General features: G+C 65.9%; 15 protein-coding genes. 6 read left to right on the plus strand and 9 right to left on the minus strand.

The genetic code is table 11. The features are described 5' to 3' along the window. Positions 1 to 4 precede the first annotated feature (4 nt). The 6 genes from AB7F11_RS07065 to AB7F11_RS07090 all read right to left on the minus strand — a co-directional run bounded on the left by AB7F11_RS07065 (position 5) and on the right by AB7F11_RS07090 (position 8,430). Positions 5 to 2,857, minus strand: coding sequence for a ribonucleoside-diphosphate reductase subunit alpha (locus AB7F11_RS07065; RefSeq protein WP_428288172.1), 2,853 nt, complete (start codon positions 2,855 to 2,857; stop codon positions 5 to 7). Between the two features lie 463 nt (positions 2,858 to 3,320). After that, on the minus strand, positions 3,321 to 3,941 hold the full coding sequence (gene ampD, locus AB7F11_RS07070; RefSeq protein WP_428287962.1) for a 1,6-anhydro-N-acetylmuramyl-L-alanine amidase AmpD: 621 nt from the start codon (positions 3,939 to 3,941) through the stop codon (positions 3,321 to 3,323). Then, positions 3,925 to 5,415 carry a sigma-54-dependent transcriptional regulator gene (locus AB7F11_RS07075; protein ID WP_428287963.1) on the minus strand — a complete coding sequence of 497 codons (1,491 nt, stop codon included), beginning with the start codon at positions 5,413 to 5,415 and terminating at the stop codon, positions 3,925 to 3,927. The genes ampD and AB7F11_RS07075 overlap by 17 nt, the downstream gene beginning before the upstream one ends. Continuing rightward, complete coding sequence (locus AB7F11_RS07080; RefSeq protein WP_428287964.1) at positions 5,412 to 7,217, minus strand: sensor histidine kinase; 1,806 nt, start codon at positions 7,215 to 7,217, stop codon at positions 5,412 to 5,414. Before AB7F11_RS07080 ends, AB7F11_RS07075 begins: the two co-directional genes overlap by 4 nt. A gap of 158 nt (positions 7,218 to 7,375) precedes the next feature. Beyond that, entirely contained in the window at positions 7,376 to 7,618 is a 243-nt protein-coding gene (locus tag AB7F11_RS07085) for a PP0621 family protein (RefSeq protein WP_428287965.1), read from the minus strand. 11 nt (positions 7,619 to 7,629) lie between these two features. Continuing rightward, on the minus strand, positions 7,630 to 8,430 hold the full coding sequence (locus AB7F11_RS07090; protein ID WP_428287966.1) for a cytochrome C assembly family protein: 801 nt from the start codon (positions 8,428 to 8,430) through the stop codon (positions 7,630 to 7,632). Positions 8,431 to 8,582: 152 nt separating this feature from the next. Here AB7F11_RS07090 and ffh point away from each other — a divergent pair, with 152 nt between their 5' ends. Then, on the plus strand, positions 8,583 to 9,953 hold the full coding sequence (gene ffh / locus AB7F11_RS07095) for a signal recognition particle protein (RefSeq protein WP_428287967.1): 1,371 nt from the start codon (positions 8,583 to 8,585) through the stop codon (positions 9,951 to 9,953). A gap of 52 nt (positions 9,954 to 10,005) precedes the next feature. Here ffh and AB7F11_RS07100 read toward each other — a convergent pair whose 3' ends face one another. Further along, a complete protein-coding gene (locus tag AB7F11_RS07100; protein ID WP_428287968.1) occupies positions 10,006 to 10,767 on the minus strand; it encodes an IclR family transcriptional regulator in 762 nt (253 codons plus the stop codon). A gap of 90 nt (positions 10,768 to 10,857) precedes the next feature. Between AB7F11_RS07100 and AB7F11_RS07105 the strand changes: the two genes are divergently transcribed. From AB7F11_RS07105 to AB7F11_RS07125, 5 genes are read left to right on the plus strand one after another with little or no spacing between them, the layout of a single operon-like run. Beyond that, positions 10,858 to 11,676 carry an SDR family oxidoreductase gene (locus tag AB7F11_RS07105; protein ID WP_428287969.1) on the plus strand — a complete coding sequence of 273 codons (819 nt, stop codon included), beginning with the start codon at positions 10,858 to 10,860 and terminating at the stop codon, positions 11,674 to 11,676. Next, entirely contained in the window at positions 11,673 to 12,980 is a 1,308-nt protein-coding gene (locus AB7F11_RS07110; RefSeq protein WP_428287970.1) for a flavin-containing monooxygenase, read from the plus strand. Before AB7F11_RS07105 ends, AB7F11_RS07110 begins: the two co-directional genes overlap by 4 nt. Positions 12,981 to 13,027: 47 nt before the next feature. Then, a complete protein-coding gene (locus AB7F11_RS07115; protein WP_428287971.1) occupies positions 13,028 to 13,954 on the plus strand; it encodes a bile acid:sodium symporter family protein in 927 nt (308 codons plus the stop codon). Continuing rightward, positions 13,951 to 14,949 carry an SDR family oxidoreductase gene (locus tag AB7F11_RS07120; RefSeq protein ID WP_428287972.1) on the plus strand — a complete coding sequence of 333 codons (999 nt, stop codon included), beginning with the start codon at positions 13,951 to 13,953 and terminating at the stop codon, positions 14,947 to 14,949. Before AB7F11_RS07115 ends, AB7F11_RS07120 begins: the two co-directional genes overlap by 4 nt. Further along, positions 14,946 to 15,857, plus strand: a complete 912-nt coding sequence (locus AB7F11_RS07125) for an EamA family transporter (protein WP_428287973.1) — start codon at positions 14,946 to 14,948, stop codon at positions 15,855 to 15,857. Before AB7F11_RS07120 ends, AB7F11_RS07125 begins: the two co-directional genes overlap by 4 nt. Positions 15,858 to 15,917: 60 nt before the next feature. Here the strand turns inward: AB7F11_RS07125 and mdoH are convergent, their stop codons facing one another. After that, positions 15,918 to 17,897 (minus strand): glucans biosynthesis glucosyltransferase MdoH, encoded by a 1,980-nt coding sequence (gene mdoH / locus AB7F11_RS07130; protein WP_428287974.1) that lies wholly within the window; start codon positions 17,895 to 17,897, stop codon positions 15,918 to 15,920. Continuing rightward, positions 17,870 to 19,402 (minus strand): glucan biosynthesis protein G, encoded by a 1,533-nt coding sequence (locus tag AB7F11_RS07135; protein WP_428288173.1) that lies wholly within the window; start codon positions 19,400 to 19,402, stop codon positions 17,870 to 17,872. Before AB7F11_RS07135 ends, mdoH begins: the two co-directional genes overlap by 28 nt. Positions 19,403 to 19,623 lie beyond the last annotated feature (221 nt).

The raw sequence follows: 19,623 nt of genomic DNA on the forward strand, positions 1-19,623 counted from the left end.
GGCATCACTGACAAGCCTCGCATCCTGGGTCGTCGATGGCGCAGAACTTGATGTCGGTCGCTGGCTCGGCATCCACCGTCGGCGCGCTCGTCGAGATTGCCTGTGCAACGGCAGGACTGAGAGAGACCGCATTGAGCTGGCCAGTGCGACCGGTCGATTTTTCGACCTGAGTGGCCGAGGTGGTGCGAAGGTAGTAGGTGGTCTTCAGTCCACGCAGCCACGCGAGCTTGTACGTGTCGTCGAGCTTCTTGCCCGATGCACCCGCCATGTAGATGTTCAGGCTCTGCGCCTGGTCGATCCACTTCTGGCGACGGGCCGCAGCCTCCACCAGCCACAGCGGTTCCACTTCGAAGGCGGTGGCGTACAACGCCTTCACTTCCTGCGGAACGCGGTCGATCGGACGCAGCGAGCCGTCGAAGTGCTTGAGGTCCATGACCATCACGTCGTCCCACAGCCCGAGCCGCTTGAGGTCCTTCACCAGGTAGCTGTTGATGACGGTGAACTCGCCGGAGAGGTTGGACTTGACCGAGAGGTTGCCGAAGCAGGGCTCGATGGAAGCGTCCACGCCGATGATGTTGGAAATGGTGGCGGTGGGCGCGATGGCCACGCAGTTGGAGTTGCGCATGCCGTCGGCAGCGATCTTCTTGCGCAGTGCATCCCAGTCCAGCGAGCTGGAGCGGTCCACGTCTACATAGCCGCCGCGTTCGCGGGCCAGCAGGTCCAGCGTGTCCGAGGGCAGGATGCCCTTGTCCCACAGCGAACCCCGGTAGCTGGCGTAGCGGCCGCGCTCGCGGGCGAGTTCGGTGGATGCCCAGTAGGCGTAGTAGCAGACAGCTTCCATGGAGCGATCGGCAAATTCCACGGCTTCGTTGGAAGCGTAGGGAATGCGCAGTTCGTACAGCGCGTCCTGGAAGCCCATCACACCCAGGCCCACCGGGCGATGGCGCATGTTGGAGTCGCGCGCCTTCTTTACCGCGTAGTAGTTGATGTCGATCACGTTGTCGAGCATGCGCATGGCCGTGGCGATGGTCTTCTGCAGCTTGGCGTGGTCGATCTGGCCACCCTTGACGTGTTGCAACAGGTTGATGGAGCCCAGGTTGCAGACGGCGGTTTCGGTGTCGCTGGTGTTGAGCGTGATTTCAGTGCAGAGGTTGGAGCTGTGCACCACGCCGGCGTGCTGCTGCGGGCTGCGCACGTTGCAGGCGTCCTTGAAGGTGATCCAGGGGTGGCCGGTCTCGAACAGCATCGAGAGCATCTTGCGCCACAGGTCGCTGGCCGGTACCTTGCGGTAGGGTTTGATCTCGCCACGCGCGGCCTTTTCCTCGTAGGCCACATAGGCCTTCTCGAAGTCGGCGCCAAAGAGGTCGTGCAAGTCGGGCACGCTGTTGGGCGAGAAGAGGCTCCATTCGCCCTTTTCCATCACGCGCTTCATGAACAGGTCGGGAATCCAGTTCGCCGTGTTCATGTCGTGCGTGCGGCGACGGTCGTCGCCGGTGTTCTTGCGCAGTTCCAGGAATTCCTCGATGTCCAGGTGCCAGGTTTCCAGGTAGGTGCAGACCGCGCCCTTGCGTTTGCCGCCCTGGTTCACGGCCACGGCCGTGTCGTTGACGACCTTCAGGAAAGGCACGACGCCTTGCGACTCGCCGTTGGTGCCCTTGATGTGGGAACCCAGTGCACGCACGCGGGTCCAGTCGTTGCCCAGGCCGCCGGCGAACTTGGAGAGCAGCGCGTTTTCCTTGATGGACTCGTAGATGCCGTCCAGGTCGTCTGGCACGGTGGTCAGGTAGCAGCTGGAGAGCTGCGAGCGCAGGGTGCCTGCATTGAACAGGGTGGGGGTGGACGACATGAAGTCGAACGAGGAAAGCACCTCGTAGAACTCGATGGCGCGGGCCTCCCGGTCGATCTCATTGAGCGACAGTCCCATGGCCACGCGCATGAAGAACGACTGGGGCAGCTCAATGCGGCTCTTGCGCACGTGCAGGAAGTAGCGGTCGTACAGGGTCTGCAGGCCGAGGTAGTCGAACTGCAGGTCGCGCTCGGGCTTGAGCGCCGCACCCAGGCGGGCGAGGTCGAACTGAAGCAGCTTCTCGTCCAGCAGTTCGTTGTCGACCCCCTTCTTGATAAAGAGAGGAAAGTGCTCTGCGTAGCGCGCGCCCATCTCGGTGGAGGGCACTTCCTCGCCCATGACTTCCTTGACGATGGTGTGCAACAGCAGGCGCGCGGTGGCGTAGGTGTAGTCAGGGTCCTTCTCGATCAGCGTGCGCGCAGCCAGGATGGACGCCTTGTAGACCTCTTCGATCGGCACGCCGTCGTACAGGTTGCGTTTGGTCTCGGCAACGATCGGGGCGGCCTTGACGTCCTTGCCCAGGCCCTTGCAGGCGTCTTCGATCAGGTCCTGCAGGCGCTGCAGGTTCAGTGGCACGCGCTCGCCGCCGTCGATCACGTGCAGCGTGGGCTCGGCAGGCTGAGCAGCCTCGGCCTGGTGGGCGCGCTCCTGCGTGCGGCGCTCGCGGTAGAGCACGTAGGCCCGGGCCACTTCATGGTGACCGCTGCGCATGAGGCCGAGTTCGACCTGATCCTGCACGTCTTCGATATGAAAGGTGCCGCCGCCTGGGCGCGAGCGCATCAGCGCGCGCGCCACGTTCTGGGTGAGCTCGTCCACCGTTTCCCGCACACTGGCCGAGGCCGCGCCCTGCGTGCCATGCACAGCCAGGAAGGCTTTCATCATGGCCACGGCGATCTTGCTGGGCTCGAACGACACCACGGCACCGTTGCGGCGGATGATCTGGTAGTGGGCGAAAACCGAGCTGCTCGCTGCGGGCGATGCCGCGCCAGGCGTACCGGCGGTGGGCTTCATCTGGGCCTGCGCGGGGGTGTGGATGGGGGAAGCGGTCAGCATGGTTCCTCTTTCATTTGTTGTGTGGTGACTGCACCGGATGCTCGGCGTCAGGGGTGAAGCGTGGTCGCGGTGCCGTCGTCAGGGCAGTGCGCGCAGTGGCTCGACAAAAGCCGCCTGAATGCCATGGTTCAGGTGGGGTCGTTGCTGGACGGGAAATGTTCCGAAACTCACAGCGCACACTATATCTGGTGTACAGGCCCCATTCAAGCCACTACCGGTAGTGTTTGAAAAATACCACCGGGTGAAGCAAGCCGATCAATTCGCCTGCCCGGCGAGGCCTGTGCGCAAGGGCGGCGGCAAGCGCTGATCGGAGCTGGTGATGATTTCCCGGAGGCAGCCAGGGTGCGCCATTCAGGCCGATTTGTCGTCGAATGCCGCGCCGTTGCGCGCCTGTCTCACGTGGTGTTTTTCCTGTGCTCGTTCAGGCTGGCGACGAGACCCGTTCGTCGCCGAGAACGCACTGGGGAAAACACGAATGCACCCAGCCGAGTTCGCGGCGCAGTCGCGTCCAATCGAAGCCCGGCCCCGGATCCTGTTTGCGTTGTGGCGCGATGTGTTCATGTCCTGCGATGTGCACCACGGGGCAGCGCAGTGCCAGATCGGTGCACAGTCGGACCAGGGTTCGATATTGGGCCGATTCGAAGGTGTCGCCTTCGAGTCCTTCGAGCTCGATGCCGATCGAATCGTCATTGCGGTTGTCTCGTCCTTGCCAGTGCGAAGCTCCCGCGTGCCACGCGCGCGATTCCACGTCCACGAACTGCACCAGCTCGCCGTCGCGCCGGATGAAGAAATGGGCCGACACCTCCATTCCCCGGATCTGCTCAAAGTAGGGATGGGCCTTCCAGTCCAGTGTGTTGGTGAAGAGCTGTTCCACTTCGGGGCCACCGTATTCGCCAGGCGGCAGGCTGATGGAGTGGATGACGATGAGGTCGATGTGAGCGCCGGCCGGCCGCGCACCATGGTTGGGCGACGGGCAGTGGCGAGCAGTCAGCAGCCATCCGCCGCGCCAGGACGCCAGCGCCGACTCACGCGGCATCGTCATCGGCCGTCGGCATGGAAATGCCCAATCGCTGGATGCGGTAGCGGATCTGCCGCAAGTTCAGACCCAGACGGGCCGCCGCCGCCGTGCGGTTGAAGTCGCATTCGCGCAGGGCCTTGAGCAGCACCTGTCGCTCCTGCTCATCCAGGTAGGCCTGGAGATCGGCGGGGATGTGCTCGGGTGGGCGGGATGCCATTTCCACGAGGGGGCTGGGCTCGGCCAACGGGTCCGGCTGCGTCGGGACCTCGGAGAGGTCGTCGCCATCGCCGAAGTCTTCGGGCTCCAGGATGTCGCCGCTGCTGAGGGCGAGCGCACGCTGCAGCAGGTTCTCGAGTTCGCGCACATTGCCGGGCAGCTCCTTCGCCTGCAGCCAGGCCAGAGCGCGCGGCGACAGCGCAGGCACGTTCTGGGCAGACTCGCCGCACAGGCGAGCGAGCAATGCACCCACCAGGCTGGTCAGGTCTTCGCGGCGTTCGCGCAAGGCGGGCGTGCGGAGTTCAATCACGTTGAGCCGGTAGAACAGGTCTTGTCGGAACTGCCCCATCTGCACCAGGGCGGTGAGGTCGCGGTGGGTGGCGCTGACCAGCCGCACGTCCACCGATTCCTCCTGCACGCCGCCGAGCGATCGCACACGTCGCTCCTGTATGACGCGCAGCAGCTTGGCCTGCATGGCCAGCGGAAGGTCGCCGATCTCGTCGAGAAACAGGGTGCCTCCACGGGCAGCCTGGAAGTAACCTTCGCGGTCCTGGGTGGCGCCGGTGTAGGCGCCCTTGCGAGCGCCGAAGAACTCGGCCTCGATGAGGTTTTCAGGTATCGCGCCGCAATTGACGGCGACAAAGGGACCGGTGCTGCGGTGGCTGCAGTCGTGCACCGCGCGGGCCACGAGTTCCTTGCCGGTGCCCGATTCACCCAGGATGAGCACCGGTGCCATGCTGGTGGCCACTTTCTCGATGCGCCCTTTGATCTGCACGATGCTGGGCGAGTGACCCACGATGCGGTTGAGCGACTGCACGCCACTGGGAGAGGTCGCGACCCTGCGTGCGGTTTCGCCGGCTATGGCCGTGGTGGAGGCGGCCGTGCCGTTCGGGCCGGGCTCAGGCCGCTGGCTTTGCACCGCCGCCGTGACCGCACCGCGCAACTGCTTGAGATCCACCGGCTTGGTGAGGTAGTCGAAAGCGCCGGACTTGAGGGCTTCAACCGCGTTTTCTGCCGAGCCGTAAGCGGTGATGACGATGCATTTTTCGTGACGTTGCTGCTCGCCCAGTTCGCGCAGCAGTTCCAGGCCCAGACCGTCGGGCAGCCGCATGTCGGTGATCAGCACGTCAAAGCGCCGCTGTGCCAGCCACTCGCGCGCCTGCGTCAGATCGGGCGCGGCCACCACCACATGGCCTTCGCGCAGCAGCGTGAGTTCGTACAGGGTGCGCAGGTCGGGTTCGTCGTCAACGACCAGCACGGAGGCGGTGGCGGGGGCGTTCATCGCGTGGCCAGAGGAGGTTCGCCCGACAGTGTGCTGCCCTGGGCACCGGAACGCGTGGCCAGGGAGTCGACCACAGGATACGACAGGCTTTGCTGCACCGGCTGGTGTTGGCCCGAGGCATGCACCGAGCACGGCATGAGCACGTAAAACTCGTTGCCCTCGCGCTGGTCCAGCCGGGTTCGCTGATACGCGATCTGCGCGCCGTAGCGCTCGCACAGTTCGCGGCAGATGTAGAGCCCCAGGCCGCTGGAGCGGCTCTCCGAAGAAAAGAAGGGCTCGAACAGGTGGCGCATCACGCTCGCCTCCAGCGGCTGGCCATCGCTCCAGACCGACATGCGGATGTGGTCACTCCCGCTGGGCTGCGTGATCAGTCGGATCGACGACGGCTTGCCGCTGGCGTGGCGAATGGCGTTGTCCAGCAGATTCACCAGCAGGCGGCGCAGGTGTTCAGGGTCGAAACCCACGTGCGCAGCGGGCGCGTGCGTGTGCACGCCCAGGGTGCGCTGGGCCTGGTTCTGCCGGGCCCACTCGTGCGTGATCTGACGCACCATCTGGTCCAGCGGCAGCGAGGTTGCGGCGCCCACACCCTGGCTGGGCTGGGCCCGGGCCACGTTGAGGATGTCGTCGACGATGCGCGAGAGGCGTTGCGCGTTCTGCTCGATCATGCTCGTCAGGCGCTTCTGCGCCGGCTCACGGACTTCTTCGTCCAGCAAGGCATTGGCCTGCGAAATGGCCGAGAGCGGGTTGCGGATCTCGTGCGCCACGGCCGCCGACATGCGGCCCATGGAGGCCAGCTTCTCGGTGCGCACGCGGGCCTCGACCTCACGAAGATCTTCCAGGAACAGCACGCACAGGCCCGAGCGCCGACCGCCCTGCGCGGTGAGCTTGGTGCGTGCATGCAGGCGCTGGCTGGGCCGCTCCTCGTTGTCGATGGTGGTTTCGGCTTCCAGCGACTGGCCTGAGGCAAAGGTTTCGTGCACGAGCGCGGCCAGATGGTGCCAGCTCGAACGGGCCGACAGCAGCAGCTTGGCAGGCTGGGCCGACACTTCGCCCAGCAACATGGCTTGTGCCGCCGGGTTGGCGTTGCGCACCACACCATGTGGGTCCACCACCAGCACGCCCACGCTCAGGCTTTCGATCACCAGTTCATTGACCTGGGCCTGGGTGCGCGCGGCAGCCTGGCTGCTGGCGGCCAGTGCCTCTTCGCGCGCCAGGCGCAGCGCCAGCTGGTTGGCCAGCACCGCCACGATAAAGAAGCCGGTGCCGGTCAGGCCCGTTTGCAGGAAGCGTGCGGTGGACACGTCGCTCAGCAAGGGCGCGCTCGCCCAGGCCTCGCCCAGCAGATAGAGCGTGACGCTGGCGGCCGTGGCCAGTGCCAGCAGCAGTGGTCCCAGGATGGAGGCCAACAGCACCGGCAGGGCAAACAACGGCGTGTAGTTGATGCCGCCGACCTGAAAGAACTGCAGCAGGCCGAACACCACCACATCGACGCCGATGGTCACCAGCCATTGCACCTGCATGGGGCGGCCCTGTTCGACCGGCCGCCAGAAGTACAGCACCCCCAGCGTGGCGCAAAGGTGCAAGGCGCACAGCAGCACCAGCCAGTCCGGGCCGCCATTCTTGGTAACCACCACAAAGACTTGCAGCGCCAGCAGCACGGCGGCAATGAAAACGCGTGCCCGCATGAACGCCCGCCACAGCCGCACAAAGGCCCGCATGCGCTGCTCGCGGCTCTGCGAGGTGCTGCCCTCGAAGGCGGAATACCACGAAGGAGCGAACTGTGAACTGTGGTCCCGGGCCATGTCAGTGGCTCCAGCGCGCCGAGCACGACCCGCGACAGATGACGCAACGCGTTGCAGGGGCACCGTGGGACCGGCTTCGCCGGACCACGGGTGCCGGCCCCCTCCCGCCGAAGGCGAGAGAGGGGGAAGACGCGAAGCGGCGCGGGGAGTGTTTCATCCTAGCCAGCGTTGCCTTCGTGTAGTCGCTGGTGCTCAATGCTGCAATACGCGCCGTCGCGGCCGCGCACCGCCTCGCTGTCGGGCAGATGGGTGCCGCATTGCAGACAGGCCACCATGATGGCCGGCGTGTCCGGTTTGCGGCTGGGCGCCTTGGGGGCAGCTTCGCTTCGATCTGTGAGCCGGTTGTTGCGCCATATATAGAAGGCGATCAACACCACGGCCAGGACGAGCAGGTATTTCATGTGGACGGGTCCTAGCTTCGCTGCAGCAGCACCTCAAGCACAAACCGTGAGCCCACGTAGCCCAGCAGCAGGAATCCGGCGCCCACATACAGCGTTCGCACAGCCACGCGCCCGCGCCAGCCGAGTTGCCAGCGGCCCCACAGCAGCACGCCCATGGTGAGCCAGGCCAGCACGGAGAAGGTGGACTTGTGGTCCCAAACCCAGCGGTGGTTCAGGCTCTCGGAAAAGTACCAGCCTGCCAGAAGCGTGGCGCTGAGCAGTGCGAAGCCGGCCGCCACGAAGCGGAAGGTCAGTCGCTCCAGGGTGAGCAGTGGCATGGAGGATTCGGCTGTGGTGCCCAGGCGCATGGCGCGTTCGGCGCGCTGCATCAGCCAGGCATGTACGACGGCGGCTGCGATGAGGCCGTAGGAAGCTATGCCCAGCGCCCAGTGCAGCGGCAGCCAGCTCGAGCGCAATGCCGGGTAGGGTGAGCCGGGAAACATCAGGGCGAGCAGGACGACCACGGTGCCCAGCACGGCCAGTGTCCAGCGTGCGCGCAGTTGGGGAAACAGGCGACTTTCGACCAGGTAGACGGTGAGCACGAGCCAGGCGGTGACTGAGAGGGCCGGTGCGAAGCCGAAGCGAGCGGGCTGCTCGAACAGGCCGAGCACCAGCACCACCAGGTGCAGCAGCCAGGCCAGAATGAGCAGGCCCCTGCTCTGCGGAGCCGTCATGCGGAGGTGGGCCATTGCCAGCCCGGCATAGGCCAACGCCGCGAAACCGGACAGCACCGTGACCGGCAGGTTGGACGCAAGCGCGGGCAAGAGGCTCATCCAGGGTTACTTTGATCAGGCTCTAAAATCATCTGCACAGTTTAACGGGCCTTGTGCGCCCTGGCCGCGCCGACCCGCCGGCCAATCCCGCCGCTGGCCGGCCCGCGCGATGCGGGCGCCGCGGCAGTGTCCCTCCCCAACCCGAGCGCAGCATGGCCTCAGCCCTATCAGATCGTCTCTCACGCATCGTCAAGGAAATGCGCGGCCAGGCCCGCATCACCGAGAGCAATGTCACCGACATGTTGCGCGAGGTCCGCATGGCCCTGCTGGAGGCCGACGTTGCCCTGCCGGTGGTGCGCGACTTCATCGCTCGCGTGAAAGAAAAGGCGCTGGGCCAGGAAGTGGTGGGGTCGCTCACGCCCGGCCAGGCGCTGGTGGGTATCGTCAACCGCGAACTCGCCGCGACCATGGGCCATGGCGTGGCCGACATCAACCTGGCCGCGCAGCCGCCGGCGGTGATCCTCATGGCGGGCCTTCAGGGGGCAGGCAAAACCACCACCACCGCCAAACTGGCCAAGCACCTGATCGAGAAGCGCAAGAAGAAGGTGCTCACGGTCTCGGGCGACGTCTACCGCCCGGCCGCCATCGAGCAGCTCAAGACCGTGACGGCGCAGGCCGGTGCCGAATGGTTCCCGAGCACGCCCGACCAGAAGCCGGTGGACATTGCCCGCGCCGCCATCGACTACGCCCGCAAGCACTATTTCGACGTGTTGCTGGTCGACACCGCTGGCCGCCTGGCGATCGACGAAGCCCTGATGCGCGAGATCCAGGAACTGCACGCGGTGCTCAAACCGGTGGAGACACTCTTTGTGGTGGACGCCATGCAGGGCCAGGACGCGATCAACACCGCCAAGGCGTTCAAGGATGCGCTGCCGCTCACCGGCATCGTCCTCACCAAGCTGGACGGTGACTCGCGGGGCGGTGCCGCGCTGTCGGTGCGACAGGTCACCGGCGCGCCGATCAAATTTGCCGGTGTGTCGGAGAAGCTAGACGGCCTGGAGGTGTTCGACGCCGAACGCCATGCGCAGCGCGTGTTGGGCATGGGCGACATTCTGGCCCTGGTGGAGCAGGTCACGGCGGGCGTGGACATTGCTGCTGCGCAGAAGCTGGCGGCCAAAGTCAAGAGCGGCGAGGGCTTCGACCTCAACGACTTCCTGGACCAGATTCGCCAGATGAAGCAGATGGGGGGACTCTCCAGCTTCATGGACAAGCTGCCCAGTGCCATGGCTGCCAAGGCCAGTCAGGTCGACATGGGGCGTGCCGAAAAGGACATCCAGCGCAAGGAGGGCATCATCTGCAGCATGACGCTGAAGGAGCGCCGCAAGCCCGAGATCATCAAGGCCACGCGCAAGCGCCGCATTGCCGCCGGCGCGGGTGTGCAGGTTCAGGAAGTGAACCGCCTGCTCAAGGAGTTCGAGCAGATGCAGGACATGATGAAAAAGATGAAGGGCGGCGGCATGATGAAGATGATGAAACGCATGGGGGGCATGAAGGGTATGCCCAAGTTGCCCGGGATGGGGTGAGCGCCGCCTCCGTTGCCTTCGCCCTCCTTGTTTCCATCCTCCTCCGAACGGCTCATCCCAACGTGCGGGCCAATGCCTGCGCAGCCACCTGCAGACGGGGCAACTGCAAACGCGCCTGCAACAGCGACATCCGGGCTGCCGGTGCCTGCAAGGCCAGCGCGCAGCGCACCGTGCGCTGGCCCGGCGCGAAAACCGGCACCGCCACGCACACCAGCCCTTCGACGAATTCCTCCGCGTCGACTGAGAAGCCATCGCGTCGAATGGCCGCCAGCTCGGCTTCGAGCGCTTTGCGCTCGGTCAGGGTGTGCGCGGTGTAGCGGGTAAGCACCAGGCCATCAAGCAACGCGCGTCGCTGGCGGGTTGCCATCCACGCCAGAAAGAGCTTGCCGCTGGCAGAACAATGCACCGGCACGCGGGTGCCCGCACGCAGTTCCAGCCGCAGTGGAAACGCGGACTCCACGCGGTCCAGATACACCACCTCCGCACCCGACATGGCGGTGAGGTTGCAGCTCTCGCCCACCTCGTTCACCAATTGACGCAGCACCGCATGGCGAACGCCCTGTTGCGTGCTGTTGGAGAGCGCGGATTCGGCCATGCGCAGCAGGCGTGGAGCCATCGCGTAGCGCCTGCCGTCCGGCTCGCGGTCCAGCCAGCCGCCACCTTCGAGCTGTGCCAGCATGCGGTGTACCGTGGGTTTGGGCCAACCGGTGAGCGCCATCACTTCGGGCAGTGCCAAGGGTTTGGCGTGCCGGGTCAGCAGGTCCAGCAACTCCATGAGCCGAAGGCCAGGGCTGTGGTCGGGTTCTGTGCTCATATCTCGAAAAATGAGACGAATTCTTAAATTTTTCCGAGACAAATTCTATATCCCACTACATTGCGGGCACAAGCTTGAGGAGCGGCGGGTTTGACAGTTTCGAAGTTTCACAACGCGGTGGTGACGGGAGCCTGCGGTGGCCTGGGCCAGGCGCTGGCGCGCGAACTCATCGACGGTGGCGCGCGAGTGGCTCTGGCGGGCTTGCAGCGCCCGGCTCTCGATGCCCTGGCCTCGCTCGCGCCCGAACGATGTGCGGTCTACCAGCCCGACGTGTCCGATGCGCAGGCCATGCAGGCCATGGCCGCCGATTTCATGGACCGCTTCGGCGTGCCCGACCTGGTGATCGCCAATGCCGGAGTGGCGGGTGGCTTCGATACCGCACAGGCGAGCGATCTTTCGGTGCTGCGTCGCATGCTGGAGATCAACCTGCTCGGCGTGGCGACCACCTTCCAGCCCTTTCTGGAGCCCATGCGCGCCAGCGGCCGACCCGGTGCGCTGGTGGGTGTGGCCAGCGTGGCGGGCTGGCGTGGCATGCCCGGCAATGGCGCGTACTGCGCGAGCAAGGCCGGGCTGATGGTCTACCTGCAAAGCCTGCGCGCCGAACTGCGGCCGACCGCGCTGTCGGTGCACACCGTCAGCCCTGGCTACCTGCGCACGGCGCTCACCGCCGGCAACCGCTTTGCGATGCCAGGCCTGCTTGAGCCCGACGAGGCGGCAAGACGCCTGCTCACCGGCGTGGGAGCCGGTACCGAGCACATCGTGCTGCCTCGGCGCGTCGGCTGGCTCGCGCGCCTGCTGGGCTTGTTGCCCGCGAGGCTGCATGACCACATCCTGCTTGGCCAACCGCGCAAGCCCCGCGTGGGCGAGGCGGGCGCCACCGAAATCCCCGGCATCAAGAAACCAAGATGAACACCACCGAACAGATTGCGCTCATCGGCGCCGGCCCTTCGGGCCTCGCTGGCGCGCGCTGCCTGCAGAAGCACGGCATTCCCTTCCAGGGCTTCGAGGCCCACACCGACGTGGGCGGGCTCTGGAACATCCACAATCCGCGCTCCACGGTGTACCAATCGGCGCACCTGATCTCCAGCAAGCGCATGACGGAGTTCAGCGAGTTCCCGATGGACGAGCGCGTGGCAGACTACCCAAGCCACCGGGAGTTGCTGGCGTACTTCAGTGCCTTTGCGGATCACTTCCGCTTGCGTGAGCACTTCCACTTCGGCACGCGTGTGCTGAAAGTAGAACCCGTGAGCAATGCGCCCGACACGCGCTGGCGAGTGACCTCGGAAGACCACCAGGGTAAGCAGGCCGTCGCGGACTACAAGGGCGTGGTGGTGGCCAACGGCACACTGGCCGAGCCCAGCATGCCGAGCTTCGAGGGCCGCTTCGCCGGCGAGCTGCTGCACACCTCGGCCTACAAACATGCAGACCTCTTCAAGTACAAGCGCGTGCTCATCGTCGGTGCAGGCAACTCGGGCTGCGACATTGCGGTGGACGCTGTGCACCAGGCGCGCAGCGTGGACATCTCGGTGCGGCGCGGTTACTACTTCGTGCCCAAGTACGTGTTCGGCAAGCCGGCCGATTCGGTGGGTGGCAAGATCACGCTGCCGCCGTGGCTCAAGCAGAAGATCGACAGCACCATCCTGAAGTGGTTCACCGGCGACCCGGTGCGCTTCGGGTTCCCCCGGCCCACGTACAAGATGTACGAATCGCACCCGGTGGTGAATTCGCTCATCCTGTACCACATCGGCCATGGCGACGTGGGCGTGCGCGCCGACATTGCGCGGCTCGAAGGCCACACCGTGCACTTCAAGGACGGCACTCAGGGCGAGTACGACCTCATCCTTGCGGCCACGGGTTACAAGCTGCACTACCCATTCCTCGACCCTGCCTTGCTGAACTGGAAAGGCATGGCACCCTCGCTCTACCTCAACATCTTCGCGCCGCGCTTTGACCGCCTGGCCGTGCTCGGCATGGTCGAAGCCAGTGGCCTGGGCTGGCAGGGCCGCTACGAACAGGCCGAACTGGTGGCGCGCTACTTCAAGGGGCTGGACGAGGGCAAGGCCAGCGCCTTGGCGCTCAAGGCCGCCAAGACGGGTCCACCGCCGGATCTCTCCGGCGGCTACAAATACCTGCAACTCGAACGCATGGCGTACTACGTGAACAAGGACGTCTACCGCGCCACGGTGCGCAAGGCGACCGAGGCCCTGGCCTGAACCACGCGATACCAGCCAAACAACAACAGGACAACAGGAGGCCCGCCATGCTCCCCGTAGACGAAATCCGGCTGAACTTCAACCCGGCCTCGCTGGCCGTGCTCAATGGCGTGCTGGCCTTCCTGATGTTCGGTATCGCGCTGGACACACGCATCGACGATTTCCGCCGCGTCATGCGCATGCCGGTGGCGTTTACGGTGGGCATCGTGGCGCAGTTCATCGCGCTGCCGGCCATCACCTACGCGCTCACTCTGGTGCTGCAACCCGGACCCAGCATCGCGCTGGGCATGATCCTCGTGGCCTGCTGCCCGCCCGGCAATGTGAGCAACATCCTCACGCACCGCGCCAATGGCAACGTGGCGCTGAGCGTGTCGATGACGGCCGTATCCAACGCCATCGCCATCGTTGCGATGCCCCTGAACTTCGCCTTCTGGGGCGGCATTCACCCCACGGCCGCACCTCTGCTCAAGACGATTGCGCTGGATCCCCTGGAGATGTTCGGCCACATCCTGCTGATCATCGGCGTGCCCTTCGTGCTCGGCCTGTGGTGTGCGCACCGCTTTCCGAACTGGACCCTGCGCTTCAAGAAGCCGGTGCGCATCCTCAGCTTTCTCGCGCTCATCGCCTTCATCGTCGGTGCCATCGCCGGCAACTGGCGTTACTTTCTCGACTACGTGGGCCTGGTGCTGCTGGCGGTGGTGATCCACGATGCGCTGGCCTTCGGCACCGGTTATGCCATCGCGCGCGCCGCCGGATTGCCGGACTACGACCGCCGCGCGCTGTCCATCGAGGTCGGCATCCGCAACGCGGGGCTGGGCCTGGTCATCATCTTCAGTTTCTTCGGCGGACTGGGCGGAATGGCCGTGGTGGCCGGTGTCTGGGGCTTCTGGGACATCATCGCCGGCCTCGTCCTGGCGGGCTGGTGGGCGAAGCGCCCCTTGAAAGGCGGCGTGCCCACCGCGTCGCGATCATGACCACCGGCCACGCGGCGAGTCGCGTGCTCATCACGGGCGCCGACGGGTTTCTCGGGCGTGGTCTGGTCGCGGCTCTCGCCGAGCAGAAGGGCATCGCGCAGGTGGTGGCCGTTGACGTGCGCGAGGTGCCACCCGTGCGTCGACTGGCCGGGGTGCTCTACGTGGCTCAGGATGTGCGCGATGCGGCACTGGTCGACACCGTGGCGCGCCATGGCATCGACACCGTGGTGCACCTGGCCTCCATCGTCACACCGGGCAAGGGCTCCCATCGGGCTTTCGAGCACTCGGTGGACGTGGGTGGCACACGCAACGTGATCGCCGCCTGCCTGTCCCATGGCGTGGCGCACCTGGTGATCTCCAGCAGCGGTGCGGCTTATGGCTACCACGCCGACAACCCACCCTGGCTCACCGAAGAACATCCGTTGCGCGGCAACGAGGTGTTTGCCTACGCGCACCACAAGCGCCTGGTGGAAGAGGTGCTGGCCGAGACACGCACCACGCATCCAGCCCTGCGCCAGACCGTGCTGCGCATTGGCACCATCCTCGGCGAGCGGGTGGACAACCAGATCACCGCACTGTTCGAGAAGCCGCGCATCCTCGCCATCGCGGGCAGTGACAGCCCTTTCGTGTTCGTGTGGGACGAAGACGTGACGGGTGCCATCGTGCATGCGCTGAGCGGACGCGGGGAGCCCGGCTGCTACAACCTGGCGGGCGATGGTGCGCTCACTCTGTTCGAGATTGCGCGGCGCCTGAACAAGACGCCGCGCGTGCTGCCCGCCGGCCTGCTGCGCGCCGCTCTGCGGGTGGGCTCGGCGCTGGGTCTGACCCGCTACGGGCCCGAGCAACTGGACTTCCTGCGCTACCGGCCGGTGCTGCTCAACACCGCGCTCAAGGAGCGCTTTGGCTACACGCCGCGCAAGACCAGCGCCGAAGCCTTCGATGCCTTCGTGGCCGCACGCGAAGCACAGGGTCGCCCGGTGAGAGCGCCGGCATGACGGCATTGCCGCTGTCCCGTGGCGACCTGCTGCGCGCCCTCGGCGTGGTGGTGATCTGGGGTCTGAACTTCGTGGTGATGAAGGTCGGTTTGCAGGACGTAGGCCCCATGCTGCTGGGCGCATTGCGCTTCTCGTTTGCCGCGTTGCCGTTCCTGCTTTTCGTGAAGTTTCCGAAACTGCCCTGGCGCTACGTGGTGGGGTATGGCCTGGCGCAGGGGCTGGGCCAGTTCGGGTTTTTGTTTCTGGGCCTGAAACTGGGCATGACGGCGGGCATGGCTTCGGTGGTGATGCAGACACAGGCTTTCTTCACACTGTTGCTGGCGGTGCCGGTGCTCGGCGAGCGTGCGCGAGGAGCGCAATGGCTGGGACTGGGCGTGGCGTTGGCGGGGCTGTTGCTGATTGCCACGGCGCACGGCGACGGGCCGGGGCAGATGACGCTGACCGGTTTCGTGCTCACGCTGTCTGCCGCCTTCATGTGGGCGGTGTCGAACCTGGTGGCGCGCCTGGCCAACCGGGTGGCCGACTACGACCCCTTGCCTTTCATCGTCTGGAGCAGCGTGTTTCCCATCGTGCCGTTCCTGCTGCTGTCGCTCTGGATCGACGGGCCCCATCTCGTGTGGCAGCAGGTGGCGGGCCTGAGCCTGCCCTCTTTGCTCGTGGTGTTGTTCCTGGCCTGGTTCGCGACCTTGCTGGCCTACAGCCTGTGGACACGCCTGCTCAAGCGCCACCCGGCCGGGCGGGTCACGCCGTTTTCACTGCTGGTACCGGTGGTGGGCCTGTGGGCGGCCTGGGTGTTCTTTGGCGAGTTGCCTTTGCCGCAGCAATGGCTGGGCACAGGGCTGGTGCTCCTGGGGCTGGTCGTCAATCAGCTTGGTGGCTTGTGGCTGACCTGGCATCGAACGAGGTAGCGCCCATGCTGAGACACCAGGGGTCCGGCTGCGCCGGCCCCAGGTGCCGCGGGGCGTGGTTCAAGTGAGCGCAAAGCGGCTGGCATGCCGCCACGCACGACGCAGGACGGCCGGCGACCACGATTCCTCGGGGATCAGCAGCACGCCCCGCGAGCGCATCCACGCGCCCAGGTCCACATGGCTGGTGGCCACGGTCAGCGGCACCGCCAGCAGCAGCGGCAGGGCCACGGGAGCGAGCCATATCAGCGCCATGGGGTTGATGGCCGCCACGCCAAGGGCCAACAGGCCAATCACCAGCGTCATCGGTGCCAGGCGGGCGACCGCGTCACGCCAGCTCACGCCATTCGCTTCGCGCGGGGGCGACTTCCATTCCAGCTTGATGCCAGTGATCGCCACCAGCACGAACAGCGAGTGCGCCAGCATGCGGATGGGGGCCTGCAACAGAGCCATCGCCGTTTCCCAGATGGCGCTGGCCAGCAATGGAACGGTACCGCCAAAGGCCTTCTGCTCGCGCCGGAGGAACACCGCCAGCAGGCCCAGCAAGCGGGGCAGGAACAACATCGACAAGGTCCAGGCCCAGAGCGCGCGCAGTTCATCGGGCACGGCATGCCAGAAGGTGGACATGCCCGCGTCCGACACCCAAAGCGCAGTGCCAAAGCTCAGGAAGGCCAGCCACAGCGGCGCAGAGAGGTAGGACATGGCGCCAATGGCGAACATCGTGCGGTGTACGCGGTGAATGCCCGGCTCGGCCATCAGGCGCGAATTCTGCAGGTTGCCCTGGCACCAGCGGCGATCTCGCTGCAATTCGCTGAGCAGGTCCGGCGGTTGCTGCTCGTAGCTGCCGGTGAGGTCAGAGACCAGCCACACGTGGTAGCCGGCGCGTCGCATCAGCGCGGCTTCGACGAAATCGTGCGACATGATGCCGCCGGACATGCCGCCCGTGCCCTTGATCGGGGCCAGCGCGCAATGCTTCATGAAGGGCTCGACACGGATGATGGCGTTGTGGCCCCAGTAGTGCGACTCGCCCAGTTGCCAGAACTGCATGCCCAGCGTGAACAGTCGGCCCGTCACTCGCGAACCGAACTGTTGCGCGCGCGCATGCAGCGTGGCGTGGCCGATCGCCTGCGTGGCGGTCTGCACGATGCCGGCCCGGGGGTTGGCCTCCATCAGCTTGACCATGGAGACGATGCAACTGCCGCTCATGACGCTGTCCGCATCGAGCACGACCATGTAGCGGTAGTCCTTGCCCCAGCGCCGGCAGAAGTCGGCCACGTTGCCGGCCTTGCGGTGCGTGCGGCGCGTGCGAAGGCGGTAGTACACCTCGATCTGCGGCAACTCCGGCTGTGCGGCCAGCGCGGCGCGCAGACCCGCCCAGGCCGATTTTTCGGCCGCAGCAATGGCAGGGTCGTAGCTGTCGGACAGCACGAACACATCGAACTGGCGCGCGTGGCCTGTGGCGGCCAGCGATTCGCAGGTGGCGCGCAAGCCGGCGAACACCGTGGCCACGTCTTCATTGCAGATCGGCATGACGATCGCCGTGCGCGCGTCCGGATTCATGGGGTGGTGCCGCACGGCGGCGGCCGAGAGCGTGTGCGCGTCACCGCGCAGCGAAACCCAGAAGCCCATGAGCGCGGTGACAAAACCCGTGACCACCCACGCAGAGAGCAGGGCAAACAACGAAAGCTGGCCGTATTGCAGCCACGGGTTGGGATGCACCGGTTGCGCATCGGCAAAGAGGCTGGTGGCAAAGGCCGTGCTCAACACCGTGAGCAACGCAAACACCGCGCGCCGGCGGTTGGCCGCGCGCTGCCAGGCCATGGGCGGTTCGATGCCCTCGGTGACTGTGTGGTTTCGTGTGTACGGTGGCAAGGCGCGGCTGGCCGTGCTCAGCAGGGCGGTGCCAATGCTGTTCCAGAAACCGCGCCAGGGGCGGGGTGGCATGGAGCCCCGGTTGATCGGCGGCGCGGTCACCGAATTCGGATGGCGCTCTTCGCGCAGGTGGGAAGAGGAGCTCACTCGGGTAGCAGCAGATGTGTCCATGTTTCGCTCACGGTGTCGTTGGTGTGTTGGAGGAAGGCGCGCAGCTCTACGGGCTGTGTCGCGTCAATGCGCTCGACGCGCAGGCTCACGCGCCAGGAGCGCGTGGCGGGATTGGGGTAGGCCAGGGCTTCGATCACGCGGCCGTTGGCGTTGGCCGTGACCACGGCACGCACGGGTGCGCCGGCAGGCAGAGCGTCCAGCGCGGGCCCGGTGAAATCGAGCACGTACTGCGGTTGCTTCAGTTGCTCCGCCGACGTGAGCCGGGTAAAGCCGTAGCCGCGCCGGGTTTGCGTGACCCAGCTCGACGGCGGGCGCTGCTGAGCGTCGCCCTGCCAGGCCAGTTCGTAGGCCACTTCCAGCGGCTGGCCCGGGGCAGGCAGGTTGGCGGGCACCCAGTAGGCGACGATGTTGTCGTGCGTCTCGTCGGGTGTCGGCAGTTGCACCAGTTCCACGCGACCTGCACCCCAGTCGCCCAGGGGCTTGATCCAGGCGCTCGGGCGGCGCTCATAGCGGGCCTCCACGTCCTCGTAGCTGGCGAAGTTGCGATCGCGCTGCATCAGACCGAAGCCGCGCGGATTCTGCAGGGTGAACGAACTCACCGTCACCGAGTTCGGGCGTTGCAGCGGCCGCCACAGCCACTCGCCTTCGCCGCTGACCATCATCAAACCGTCGGAGTCGTGCACCTCAGGTCGGAAGTCGCCCGGTTGGGGCTGGTTCTCGCCCGAGAGGAACATGCTGGTGAGGGGCGCGATGCCCAGGGTACTCACGGGGCCTGTGCCCGCGCGCAGAAAGATTCGCGCGTTCACCGTGGTGGTGGTCTGGGCACCGGGACGCACGACGAACCGGTAGGCCCCGGTGGCGCGCGGCGACTCCAGCAGCGCCAGCACGGTGACCTCGGTGGCGCCTGCAGCCGGACGCTGGATCCAGAACTCGGAGAAACGCGGAAACTCCTCGCCGCTGCCACCCACGGTGTCAATGGCCAGGCCGCGCGCGGAGAGGCCGTACTGCTGGCCCGCGCCCAGAGCGCGGAAATAGCTCGCGCCCTGAAAGACGATCAGCTCGTCCTTGTAGGCGGTGCCGTTGAGCGGGTAATGCAGGCGAAAGCCGGCGTGGCCCAGGTCGCCCCAGGGCGCGGGATCGAAGGTGTTCTGGCCGTAGTCGAAATCGGCGCCCCGGTACGGCAGATGGCTCACCCGGCCCTGAGGCGTGATCTCGTGGATGCGCACCGGTTCGGTCTGGTAAAGGCCGAGGTGGAAAAACTGCGCCTCAAACGGCAACTGTTCGCCGCGCCAGACCGACTGGGCCGGCTTGAACCGGATGTCGCGCAACTGGTCGTAGGTGATGTGGGCGAGCTCCGCTGGCAGCTTGTCGCTGTTTGCGCGGTGGGGCTCGGCGGCGCGGGTCTGCGCCAGGCGACTCACGCTGTCGAAATCAAAGGTCTGCGCCTGCGCCGAAGCCCCGAACAGCAAGGCCTGCAGGGCACCCAGCACCATCCAGCGGCGCATTCGCTGAAGGAGAAGAATCTGTGCAGGAACCAGGGTCATGCCCTTGAAGGGGCAAACCCTGTGCCAACCCGAAAATCTCTTTGAAAATCAACAGCTTGAGAGGTGCTGAAAACTGAAGACCGAGATCAGGGTATTCCCCAGGGGCCAAAAGGCCACTTTTTTGTCGCCGTTCGGCGACAGCGCTGCGACCATCGCAGAAAAAAGGCTTTTAAAGCAAGGGG

This window comes from Hydrogenophaga sp. (genome assembly GCF_050250835.1).
Lineage (GTDB): Bacteria > Pseudomonadota > Gammaproteobacteria > Burkholderiales > Burkholderiaceae_C > Hydrogenophaga.

Coding starts and splice junctions, on each gene's coding strand:
- AB7F11_RS07065 (WP_428288172.1), bottom strand. CDS start 2,857: ATGAAGCCCACCGCCGGTACGCCTGGCGCGGCATCGCCCGCAGCGAGC.
- ampD (WP_428287962.1), bottom strand. CDS start 3,941: ATGACGATGCCGCGTGAGTCGGCGCTGGCGTCCTGGCGCGGCGGATGG.
- AB7F11_RS07075 (WP_428287963.1), bottom strand. CDS start 5,415: ATGAACGCCCCCGCCACCGCCTCCGTGCTGGTCGTTGACGACGAACCC.
- AB7F11_RS07080 (WP_428287964.1), bottom strand. CDS start 7,217: ATGGCCCGGGACCACAGTTCACAGTTCGCTCCTTCGTGGTATTCCGCC.
- AB7F11_RS07085 (WP_428287965.1), bottom strand. CDS start 7,618: ATGAAATACCTGCTCGTCCTGGCCGTGGTGTTGATCGCCTTCTATATA.
- AB7F11_RS07090 (WP_428287966.1), bottom strand. CDS start 8,430: ATGAGCCTCTTGCCCGCGCTTGCGTCCAACCTGCCGGTCACGGTGCTG.
- ffh (WP_428287967.1), top strand. CDS start 8,583: ATGGCCTCAGCCCTATCAGATCGTCTCTCACGCATCGTCAAGGAAATG.
- AB7F11_RS07100 (WP_428287968.1), bottom strand. CDS start 10,767: ATGAGCACAGAACCCGACCACAGCCCTGGCCTTCGGCTCATGGAGTTG.
- AB7F11_RS07110 (WP_428287970.1), top strand. CDS start 11,673: ATGAACACCACCGAACAGATTGCGCTCATCGGCGCCGGCCCTTCGGGC.
- AB7F11_RS07115 (WP_428287971.1), top strand. CDS start 13,028: ATGCTCCCCGTAGACGAAATCCGGCTGAACTTCAACCCGGCCTCGCTG.
- AB7F11_RS07120 (WP_428287972.1), top strand. CDS start 13,951: ATGACCACCGGCCACGCGGCGAGTCGCGTGCTCATCACGGGCGCCGAC.
- AB7F11_RS07125 (WP_428287973.1), top strand. CDS start 14,946: ATGACGGCATTGCCGCTGTCCCGTGGCGACCTGCTGCGCGCCCTCGGC.
- mdoH (WP_428287974.1), bottom strand. CDS start 17,897: ATGGACACATCTGCTGCTACCCGAGTGAGCTCCTCTTCCCACCTGCGC.
- AB7F11_RS07135 (WP_428288173.1), bottom strand. CDS start 19,402: ATGCGCCGCTGGATGGTGCTGGGTGCCCTGCAGGCCTTGCTGTTCGGG.